Genomic DNA, 8,360 nt, shown 5'->3' on the forward strand with positions numbered 1-8,360 from the left:
CCGCACCCCGCCGGGGCGCCGGCGCGGCGCCGGGGCGGCGCGCCCCCCCACACCCCCCGCGGGGGGGGGGGCGGGGCCCCCCCCCCCCCCCCCGCGGCCGAGGCGGCCGTCCCGCACCAGCACGGCCGCCCGCTGTTCGCGGCGCATGCCGCGCTGCCCTGGCCGGACGAGCCCCACCTGGTCCTCTGGCACGCCCAGACCCTCCTGCGGGAGTTCCGCGGCGACGGCCACCTCGCGGCACTGCTCGGCGCGGGGCTCAGCGGCATCGAGGCACTGGTCACCCATGCCGCCGCCGGTGACTACGGCGCCGACACCCTGCGCAAGTCGCGAGCGTGGTCTCGAGAGCAGTGGACCGAGGCTGTCGAAGGGCTGCGCGCGCGAGGCTGGCTGGCAGAGGGTTCCGATCTCGCCTGCACCGAGGAGGGAACCCGGAGGAGGGAAGTCATCGAACGCACCACCGATGAACTCGCCGTCCTGCCCTACGCCGCCCTCGGTCCCGCGGCCTGTGCGGAACTCCGTTCGCTGGTCAGGCCGTTCAGCCTCGCCCTGGCGAAGGAGCTGCTGCCCTGGGCGGTCGGCGGCCTCGTCGCGGAGGGCTGAGGGCCGTGCTGCGGACTGGGGGGCCGACGACAGCGGCTGCTCGAACCGTCACCCCGTGACGGAGCTCCTGAACGGATCAGTCGGAATGATCCCGGCTTCGTCGAAGAGCTGTTCCAACGCCTCGTGCCCGTGGCTCCTGCGGTACTCGATCTCGGTGGCCGTCACGGGCAGGCACCAAAGGATGCGGGCATGCCCCTTCGGCAGCGGACAGTGTTCAAGGTCCGGTCCGTGCAGGTAGGGCAGGCTGATCAGCAGGTGGTCGCAGGTCGAACCCGGGACCCAGGGTTCACCGATGGGCATGCTGTGCTCCAGGCCGAGCCGGTGTCCTCCGCGGTGGTAGTAGGCGATCATCCCCATGAGGTCGATGAACCGCTGGTCACGGGCACGGGCGGTCATGACGAACTCGAGTCCGTGACCGTCCTGCTCCGTCGGGGCCCGCCGTAACCTCAGCGTCTTTCGCGAGGGCATCGCGGCGGGCGCCCGGTTCGTCATGATCTCCCTGGCGACGTACACCCGTATGGATCCCGCGCACCAGGCGGTCTTCTCGCCCATCGTCATCGAGGACGCGCTGCGCAGGGACCTCGGATTCGACGGAGTCGTCATCTCGGACGACCTCGGCAACGCCGCCGCGGTGCAGTCCATGCCTCCGGCCCAGCGCGCTCTGGCCTTCCTGCGGGCCGGTGGGGATCTCGTGCTGACGGTGAACGCCGAGCACATCCCCGCGATGACTTCAGCGGTCCTGAACGCCGAACGCGATCAGCCGACGCTCCGGGCGCACGTCGAGGCGAGCGTACGCCGAATCCTGGCGGCCAAGACGACGGTCGGCCTCATCCACTGCGCAAACTGATCAGTCCCGCCTCCCCTTGCGTGAGAACCATCGTTCTCCTAGGGTTGACGCTGTGGAGAACGGACGTTCTCGCCAGGTGGTCGCTCATCCCATGGACCTGAACCGGACCGGAGGAAATGGCATGACACACGAACCGCGCCGCCCCTTCCCGCCGTTCACCGCTGAATCCGCCGCGGAGAAGGTGCGGCTGGCTGAGGACGGCTGGAACACACGTGACCCGAAGAAGGTCGCCCTCGCCTATACGGTGGACTCCCGGTGGCGCAACCGCGCGGAGTTCGCCAACGGCTACGAGGAGATCGTCGCCTTCCTCACCCGGAAGTGGAATCGGGAACTGGACTACCGCCTCATCAAGGAGCTGTGGACCTTCGGCGGCAACCGCATCGCGGTGCGGTTCGCCTACGAATACCACGATGACTCGGGCAACTGGTTCCGTGCCTACGGCAACGAGAACTGGGAGTTCGGTGACGACGGGCTGATGCACCACCGCTATGCCTCGATCAACGAACTCCCCATCAAGGAGTCGGAACGCCTCTTCCACTGGCCGCTGGGGCGCCGCCCCGACGGCCATCCGGGACTGAGCGATCTGGGTCTCTGAAGTCGCGCGTCCCTGGTTCCGGTTTCCAGCCCACCCATCCGGGCGATACCGTACGAGAACGATGATTCCCCCGAGGAGGTGACCGAAGTGGAACGCGAAGAGGCCGAGAAACGAGTTCTCGACGCCGCTGAAGAGCTGTTCTACGGCCAGGGCATCCGGGCCGTGGGCATGGACGCGATACGCTCCGCCTCCGCCGTCCCGCTCAAGCGCCTCTACCAGCTCTTCCCGTCCAAGGACTGCCTGGTCGAGGCGTACCTGCGACGGCGGGACGCCCGGTGGCTGGGGGACTTGGCGCAGTACGTGGAGACGTCGTCCGAATCACCCGCACAGCGCATCCTGGCCGTGTTCGACTGGCTGTTCCGCTGGTTCGGCGAGCCTGACTTCCGAGGCTGCGGCTTCATCAACTCCTTCGGGGAGCTGGGAGCGACGTCTCCCGCGGTGGCGGACATCGCCAAGGCCCACAAACAGTCGTTCCGGCAGTACGTCGCCGACCTGGTGGCCGCTGCGGAGGCGCCCAGCTGGCTCGCCGACCACCTTGTTCTCCTCGCCGAGGGCGCCATGACCACGGCCGCGATCCACGGATCCCCCGAGCCGGCCCGTCAGGCCAAGGACGCGGCACGCACCTTGCTGCAGACCGCTCGCGCGGCTACCGACATCCCCGCCTGACGGCCGTACGTCGCGCTGCTGATCAGTTGATCGGCGGCGCCTTCCGGCTTGCCCGGCGCAGGTACCACGACCACATGGCGCAGCTCGCTTCCCATCGCTCCCGACAGGGGCTGCCCTCCGGCTCGGTCGGCTGTGCAGACTTACTCCATGACAGCGAGAGTACTGAGCAAGGGCGCCAACCTTCCCGTCGAGGTTCCCGCAGTGTGTGTCGAGCTGGCCTGGTCGGAGGGGGCCGGTGTACCCGATGTCGACGCCTCGGCCTTGCTGCTCACTACGTCCGGACGCGTTCGCGACGATGGTGACTTCGTCTTCTACAACCAGCCGCGGCACGCGTCCCACGCTGTGGTGCACCTGGGCAAACAGCGTGCGAGCGGTGGCTTGACGGACACCGTCCAGGTGAATCTGAACTCCCTGGAGGACGCCGTCGAACGGGTCGTGCTGTGTGCGTCAGCCGATGGCGGGAGCTTCGGTCAAGTACCTGGGCTGGTCCTGCGACTGCTGGACGCGGGGACCCGCACCGAACTCGCACGGTTCCCGATGGAGGCCGCGACGGAGACAGCGTTCATCGGCGGCGAGCTGTACCTGCGGGCGGGGCAGTGGAAGTTCCGCGCGGTCGGACAGGGCTATGCCTCCGGGCTCGCCGGGCTTGCCACGGATTTCGGCATCACAGTCGACGAAGCTCCCTCCACGACGCCCGCTGCTGCGCCGGTTCCCGCGCCGGTACCGGCTCCGCCCCCACCGGCCCCGGCCACGACGTCGGCCGCCCCGAACTTCAGCAAGGGTGAGGAAGCGTTGCCGGTGGACATGCGCAAGCGTCTGTCGCTGCGCAAGGAGCAGGTGGCAGTCAGCCTGAGAAAGCACGGAGCAGCCGGGGTCGTGGCGCGCGTCATCCTGGTTCTGGACGCTTCCGGCTCCATGAGCTTTCTCTACTCCAAGGGTGTGGTGTCCGACGTGGTCGAGCGCATGGCCGCGGTCGCCGCTCAGCTCGACGACGACGGGGAGATGCAGGCCTGGACGTTCGCCTCGAACGCGGCGCGCCTGCCCGACCTGCGCCTGGGTGAGCTCCCCGAATGGCTGCGTCTCCACGTCCGGGTGGGACAGCTGAGCCTGTTCCGCAAGAAGCCGGGCAAGGGACTGGAAGCCGGTCAGGTCGACATGAAGACCATCGGCATCCAGAACGAAGAGCAGAAGGCGATCGCACAGGTCCGCACTTATGTCAGGGACAACCCGGTTGCCGCCCCGACCCTGGTGCTGTTCTTCTCCGACGGAGGCATCTACCGCAACGCCGCGATCGAGCAACAGCTTCGGGAAGCGGTCGAGGAACCGATCTTCTGGCAGTTCGTGGGGCTGGGACGGTCGAACTACGGAGTGCTGGAACGCTTCGACACGCTGCCCGGCCGCCGTGTCGACAATGTGGGGTTCTTCTCCGTGGACGACATCAGTACGGTCCCCGATCAGGAACTGTACGACCGGACTCTGTCCGAGTTCCCGAGCTGGATGTCTGCCGCCCGCCAAGCGGGAATCCTGTGATTCGTCCGGGGCGCCGCCGACGGCTCCCGGCGTCCAGCCGGAACCGCGCTCGTACGGGGGTGTGACCGGAGGGCTGTCGGGTACGTTGCCCCGGACATGGACGACTACGAGCACATCGACCTGGACGAGATCGAATTCGCCCCCGTCGCGGAGACGGGGGAGCGCCTCGCGCTGTTGAGTCTGGAGGAGTCACAGGACCTGCTGCGATTGCTGGCGGCGGCTGCCGAGGTCGGGACGCTGTCCGCGCAAGCTCACCGGATCGCCAAGGAGATCACCGCGCGTGTCCCGTCGGAGAACTGATCGCGCGCCCGCCGACTCGACGGGAGGGCCGAGTCGAGGATGCCGAGCCGGGCATCGGGCCGGCAGTGCGTGCAGGCGCGCGGTCCGGTGGCGAGCAGGCGGCGGGCCTCGTCGCGGCTGAGGGTGGGCAGCGCCCGCCGGCCGAGTGGCAGCCGCCGAGGTGGACCTGACGGGTGGTCTGCCGTGCCGATGCCGAGTTCGACGGTCCACTCCGGTGGCCGCGGGTGGGTGGTGGACAGGCCGAGTGCGCGTCTGCCGCGTCGAGTGGGCGCAGCATTGCACGGCTCCCGTGAGATGGTGCAGCACGTAAGGACGGGATGGCGCTGTTACGGGGTTCGGCAGGCTGTGAGTCGTTGCGGGGCCTGGGGGGCAAGCCGGTCCAGGACCGGCGGGGGAGCCTCAGACGGTGTGGTTCGGTTCGGTGGACGTGACCTGCACGCAGGCACACCGGCCCCGGTCGGCAAGCCCGTACATCGCCGTGGAGAGCAGGCGGGCGACCAGATCGGAGGGTTCGACCGACCGTTCGGCGGCCCAGGCAAGTCCGAGGGCGAGCGTGACCACCTCGCTGACGGTCACATCGGACCGGACCGAGCCGGCCTGTTGCGCGCGTTCCAGCAGTCGCCCGCCTGCGGAGCGCATCTGGGCGCAGGAGCTGTGCAGTCCCGATTCCTCGTCCGCCAGAGCGTTCATGATCGACTCTGGCAGGCCCTGATATGTGGCCGATCCGGCGGCCAGGTCGGCAAGCCACGTCAGGAGTGCGTCGCCCGGCGCGGGTGAGGCGAGCAGGCTCTCGGCTCGGGCACGCAGCGCGTCGAAGTTGGCGTTGAGGAGGGCTTCGAGCAGCGCTTCACGGGTGGGGAAGTGGCGATAGAGCGTCCCGATACCGACACCTGCGCGACGGGCGATGTCGCGCAGCGACGCGTCGGTGCCGTGCTCGGCGACCGCCTCCCTTGCCGCAGCCAGAAGCAGGTCACGGTTCTTGCGGGCGTTGGCACGGGCCGGCTGCGTCAAGATCGATACCTCACTCAAATCGGAGCAGTGCTCCGTTGACTACCGGAGCGGTGCTCCGTATGGTTGCGGAGCAGTGCTCCGGGAGTGTCCCGGAGACACCTCCAGTCTACCGGAGCGGCGCTCCGGTCGGGTTCCGGGTTTGGAGAGTCATGCCCCCCACATCCAAGATCGCTTTTGTCGCGGGTGCCGCCGGCCAGCAGGCAGGTGCCACCGCCCGGCGCCTGCTCGCCGGTGGATGGCGGGTACGGGCGCTGGTGCGCAACCCGGCCGCCCCGGCGGCACCGGAGCCGGCCCGGCTCGGGGCTGAACTGGTTCGCGGGCGAGATGGACGATCGGTCCCTGGATGCCGCCGTCCAGGGGGCGCACGGAGTGTGCGGCGTCCAGCCCGCCTCCATCCCGCCCGATTTCGCCGAGAACGAGCCCCCGCCTTCGGCAACCCCCAGCGATACCTGGGCAAGGCGATCTAGCTGGCCGGTGAAGAACTTACCCTCGACCGGATAGCCACTGTCATCGGCCGGGCGACCGGTCGCACGCTGCCGCGTTCCCCCGGTCACAAGAAGCCTGCCGCCCCGATTGCCGCCGAGGGCGGCGCGGAGGGGACGTTCTGGTTCTGTGGCCGGCAGGCGGACGATCGAGGCACTACTCGACCGTGCGGAAAGCCGGTGGTGGCACATCACGGTCCGCGGACTGCCCACATCGCGCCCGAGGTCCCCCAGATCTTCAGGCTTGCGTCGGGCCGCCCCCTTGCCCCTCGAATCGACATGCAAGTCCGGGTGCGTCAAAGGCCTTCGCACCCAGCGTTCAAGTCTGCCGCGCCGGTGCGCGGGCTCCCCATTCCACCCCCGCACACCATCCACCTGTCCACGATCCATCCCGTACGCGCTCAAGGAGTTCACAGTGTCATCCGCCGCAGCCCGGGTCTTGTCCCGGCCGTTCAGCCTGGGACGTTTGACCGTCCCCAACCGGATCGCCATGTCCCCGATGACCCGGTCCTTCTCGCCTGGAGGGGTCCCCGGCGAGAACGTAGCCGCCTACTACGCGCGCCGCGCCGCAGCGGGAGTGGGGCTGATCATCACGGAAGGCACGTACGTCGACCACCCGTCGGCCGGGCAGGACGCAGGCGTGCCCCGGTTCCACGGCGAGGAGCAACTCGCGGGCTGGAGGAGGGTGGCCGGTGCTGTGCACGCCGCGGGCGGACGCATCGTGCCGCAGCTGTGGCATATCGGCATGGTGCGTGAACAGGGGCAGCCGCCGATTGCTGACGCGCCTCCGATGGGACCGTCCGGCCTGACCCTCACGGGCACGGAGGGAGGCGGTCGCGCCATGACCCGCGCGGACATAGACGACGTCATCGGTGCCTTCGCGCAAGCGGCCTCGGACGCTGAGCGGATCGGCTTCGACGGAGTCGAGATCCACGGGGCGCACGGATACCTCATCGACCAGTTCCTGTGGTCCTACACCAACCGGCGCACGGACATGTACGGGGGCCACGCGGTGGAGCGGACGCGGTTCGCCGCCGAGGTCGTGGAGGCCATCCGGGAGAGGGTCTCCACGGACTTCCCCGTGATTTTCCGGTTCTCCCAGTGGAAGGCCGGCGACTACGATGCCCGGCTCGCCGAAACTGCCGACGAGCTGCAGGCGGTGCTCGCTCCGCTGGCCGATGCCGGAGTGAGCGCCTTCCACGCGTCCACACGGCGCTATTGGGAGCCGGAGTTCGACGGATCCGACCTCAACCTTGCAGGCTGGGCCAAGAAGTTGACCGGCAAGGCGGCCATCACGGTCGGCTCGGTCGGCCTCAATGCCGATGTCCTCCACGGAAATGCCGCGCCGGCAGGGCTGGAACCGCTGGTCGAGCGCCTGGAGCGCGATGAGTTCGACCTCGTCGCGGTCGGCCGGGCACTGCTGGCCGATCCCGAGTGGGCCAGGAAGGTCCTGGACGGCCAGGTCGACGGCTTCCTTGCGTTCACACGCGAGGCAGAGGAAACGCTGTTCTGACCCTTCCGCCGCAACGATGCCGGTGCGCCGCCCACCGGACGGTACCCAGCCCTATTCCTCATCCCCGATCCCCGTTCGTACAACACAGGCCCCGCCCATCGCGGGTCGGCGCACACGCCACGACACGCCTCTCTTCTGAAATGAGTTCATACATGTCCGCACCGCCCAGCAGCACGATCGACTACTCCAGCTCCCTTGCTTCTGATGCCGACGAGCGGGGTGCTGTGCCGCCCGCCTATGATGCCGGGCTGCTGTTGCTGCGCTTGGTCCTTGGTCTGACCATGGCGGGCCACGGCGCGCAGAAGCTGTTCGGCTGGTTCTCCGGCCCGGGACTCGACGGCTCGGGGACGTTCTTCACGTCCCTCGGCTATCCGTCGGGGAAGACGATGGCGGTGTTGGACGGGCTGAGCGAACTGCTCGGGGGTCTCGGTCTCGCTCTGGGCCTGCTGACCCCGCTCGCCGGGGCCGCGGTCGTGGGAGTCATGGTCAACGCCGTGGCGGTGAAGTGGGGCGGCGGCTTCTTCGTCCCGACAGGCGTGGAGTACGAAGTCACCCTTCTCGCAGGGGCGGCGGCACTGGCCCTGACAGGGCCCGGCCGTCTGGCGGTGGACCGCTGCCTGCCCGGCGTGCGGACGCACCGACTGGGCTACGGCATCGCCTCAGTGGTCCTCGGCGTGCTCGTGGCCGCGGTTGTCCTGCTGTTCCGCAACTGATTGCGGACCTGCCCGACAGCCTCGCGGGGGCGGGGGGGCGGGGGCGGCGGGGGGGGGAGGCCCGGGCCGGGGGGGGGCCGCCCCGCCGGACCCCGCGGCGCGC

11 protein-coding genes and 1 pseudogene are annotated in these 8,360 nt (G+C 69.2%); 9 read left to right on the top strand and 3 right to left on the bottom strand.

Annotation, left to right across the window (positions count from 1 at the left end; translation table 11 throughout):
- Positions 1–600 (top strand): annotated as a pseudogene (locus ACFW2E_RS28120) (hypothetical protein); the annotation flags it as partial.
- Between the two features lie 48 nt (positions 601–648).
- Here ACFW2E_RS28120 and ACFW2E_RS28125 read toward each other — a convergent pair.
- Positions 649–1,092: a suppressor of fused domain protein gene (locus ACFW2E_RS28125; RefSeq protein ID WP_384469866.1), complete on the bottom strand. Its 444-nt coding sequence runs from the start codon at positions 1,090–1,092 to the stop codon at positions 649–651.
- On the opposite strand from ACFW2E_RS28125, the gene ACFW2E_RS28130 reads away from it, so the two are divergent.
- From ACFW2E_RS28130 to ACFW2E_RS28150, 5 genes are all read left to right on the top strand, one after another.
- Positions 1,091–1,447, top strand: a complete 357-nt coding sequence (locus ACFW2E_RS28130; protein ID WP_384469867.1) for a glycoside hydrolase family 3 N-terminal domain-containing protein — start codon at positions 1,091–1,093, stop codon at positions 1,445–1,447. The genes ACFW2E_RS28125 and ACFW2E_RS28130 overlap by 2 nt on opposite strands.
- 121 nt (positions 1,448–1,568) lie before the next feature.
- Positions 1,569–2,042 carry a DUF1348 family protein gene (locus ACFW2E_RS28135; RefSeq protein WP_384469868.1) on the top strand — a complete coding sequence of 158 codons (474 nt, stop codon included), beginning with the start codon at positions 1,569–1,571 and terminating at the stop codon, positions 2,040–2,042.
- An 87-nt stretch (positions 2,043–2,129) separates the two neighbouring features.
- Positions 2,130–2,708, top strand: a complete 579-nt coding sequence (locus ACFW2E_RS28140; protein ID WP_384469869.1) for a TetR/AcrR family transcriptional regulator — start codon at positions 2,130–2,132, stop codon at positions 2,706–2,708.
- Between the two features lie 147 nt (positions 2,709–2,855).
- Positions 2,856–4,238: a VWA domain-containing protein gene (locus ACFW2E_RS28145; protein ID WP_384469870.1), complete on the top strand. Its 1,383-nt coding sequence runs from the start codon at positions 2,856–2,858 to the stop codon at positions 4,236–4,238.
- Between the two features lie 96 nt (positions 4,239–4,334).
- Positions 4,335–4,538, top strand: coding sequence for a DUF6417 family protein (locus ACFW2E_RS28150; RefSeq protein ID WP_384469871.1), 204 nt, complete (start codon positions 4,335–4,337; stop codon positions 4,536–4,538).
- Here ACFW2E_RS28150 and ACFW2E_RS28155 read toward each other — a convergent pair.
- Together ACFW2E_RS28155 and ACFW2E_RS28160 are read right to left on the bottom strand one after the other, a co-directional pair.
- Positions 4,490–4,834 (bottom strand): DUF6233 domain-containing protein, encoded by a 345-nt coding sequence (locus tag ACFW2E_RS28155; RefSeq protein ID WP_384469877.1) that lies wholly within the window; start codon positions 4,832–4,834, stop codon positions 4,490–4,492. The genes ACFW2E_RS28150 and ACFW2E_RS28155 overlap by 49 nt on opposite strands.
- 103 nt (positions 4,835–4,937) lie before the next feature.
- Complete coding sequence (locus ACFW2E_RS28160) at positions 4,938–5,549, bottom strand: TetR/AcrR family transcriptional regulator (protein ID WP_384469872.1); 612 nt, start codon at positions 5,547–5,549, stop codon at positions 4,938–4,940.
- A gap of 149 nt (positions 5,550–5,698) precedes the next feature.
- Here ACFW2E_RS28160 and ACFW2E_RS28165 point away from each other — a divergent pair, with 149 nt between their 5' ends.
- From ACFW2E_RS28165 to ACFW2E_RS28175, 3 genes are all read left to right on the top strand, one after another.
- On the top strand, positions 5,699–6,016 hold the full coding sequence (locus ACFW2E_RS28165) for an NmrA family NAD(P)-binding protein (protein WP_384469873.1): 318 nt from the start codon (positions 5,699–5,701) through the stop codon (positions 6,014–6,016).
- A 403-nt stretch (positions 6,017–6,419) separates the two neighbouring features.
- Complete coding sequence (locus ACFW2E_RS28170) at positions 6,420–7,544, top strand: NADH:flavin oxidoreductase (RefSeq protein WP_384469878.1); 1,125 nt, start codon at positions 6,420–6,422, stop codon at positions 7,542–7,544.
- A gap of 152 nt (positions 7,545–7,696) precedes the next feature.
- Positions 7,697–8,257, top strand: a complete 561-nt coding sequence (locus ACFW2E_RS28175; protein WP_384469874.1) for a DoxX family membrane protein — start codon at positions 7,697–7,699, stop codon at positions 8,255–8,257.
- The last annotated feature ends 103 nt before the right edge of the window (positions 8,258–8,360 follow it).

The sequence above is a fragment of the Streptomyces sp. NPDC058964 genome, from assembly GCF_042741275.1.
Classification (GTDB): Bacteria; Actinomycetota; Actinomycetes; order Streptomycetales; family Streptomycetaceae; genus Streptomyces.

Excerpts from the sequence above, each read along its gene's own strand:
- ACFW2E_RS28130 (WP_384469867.1), top strand. The coding sequence starts at position 1,091 with ATGATCTCCCTGGCGACGTACACCCGTATGGATCCCGCGCACCAGGCG.
- ACFW2E_RS28145 (WP_384469870.1), top strand. The coding sequence starts at position 2,856 with ATGACAGCGAGAGTACTGAGCAAGGGCGCCAACCTTCCCGTCGAGGTT.
- ACFW2E_RS28165 (WP_384469873.1), top strand. The coding sequence starts at position 5,699 with ATGCCCCCCACATCCAAGATCGCTTTTGTCGCGGGTGCCGCCGGCCAG.
- ACFW2E_RS28175 (WP_384469874.1), top strand. The coding sequence starts at position 7,697 with ATGTCCGCACCGCCCAGCAGCACGATCGACTACTCCAGCTCCCTTGCT.
- ACFW2E_RS28135 (WP_384469868.1), top strand. The coding sequence starts at position 1,569 with ATGACACACGAACCGCGCCGCCCCTTCCCGCCGTTCACCGCTGAATCC.
- ACFW2E_RS28150 (WP_384469871.1), top strand. The coding sequence starts at position 4,335 with ATGGACGACTACGAGCACATCGACCTGGACGAGATCGAATTCGCCCCC.
- ACFW2E_RS28125 (WP_384469866.1), bottom strand. The coding sequence starts at position 1,092 with ATGACGAACCGGGCGCCCGCCGCGATGCCCTCGCGAAAGACGCTGAGG.